The sequence below is a fragment of the Pseudomonas agronomica genome (assembly GCF_025917275.1).
Taxonomy (GTDB): Bacteria; Pseudomonadota; Gammaproteobacteria; order Pseudomonadales; family Pseudomonadaceae; genus Aquipseudomonas; species Aquipseudomonas agronomica.
The window spans coordinates 1-402 of sequence record NZ_JAOSHO010001070.1 but is presented as its reverse complement, the minus strand read 5'-3'; the positions used below and the strand labels follow the sequence as shown (position 1 = coordinate 402).

The following is a 402-nucleotide window of genomic DNA, read 5'->3' as shown; positions in this document are numbered from 1 at the left end:
GCATGCTGAAACTGGGGTCGATCCCGCAAGCGGCGGCATCACGGGCACTATTGGGGCCAGGAGCGGTGGCGTAGGCGATGATCACAGAGATCACAATCAAGGCCAGCAGCATCACGCCGGATTGCCAGAGAAAGATCGTCTGGGTAAACGGAATGACGCCGGTAATCGACAGGATCGACGGTGGCAGGCTGGCCGGGTTGGCCTGTAGTTGAGCGGCCGAGGAAGACAACCCCAACGCCCACACCGCTCCCAGGCCCAGATAGGCGGCAGCGCCGGCGGCGCGATAATCCATTTTCAAATCAGCGCGACGGGCAAGGGCCCGAACCAGCAAGCCGCCGAATACCAGTGACAAGCCCCAGTTGAGCAGCGACGCGATCATGGAGATCAATGCGACCCAGGCCA

1 protein-coding gene is annotated in these 402 nt (G+C 61.9%); it reads right to left on the bottom strand.

What is annotated here, in order from left to right:
• Positions 1-402, bottom strand: a 402-nt coding sequence (locus tag OC610_RS28950; RefSeq protein ID WP_264433257.1) for a TIGR00366 family protein, incomplete at both ends; no start/stop codon positions are given.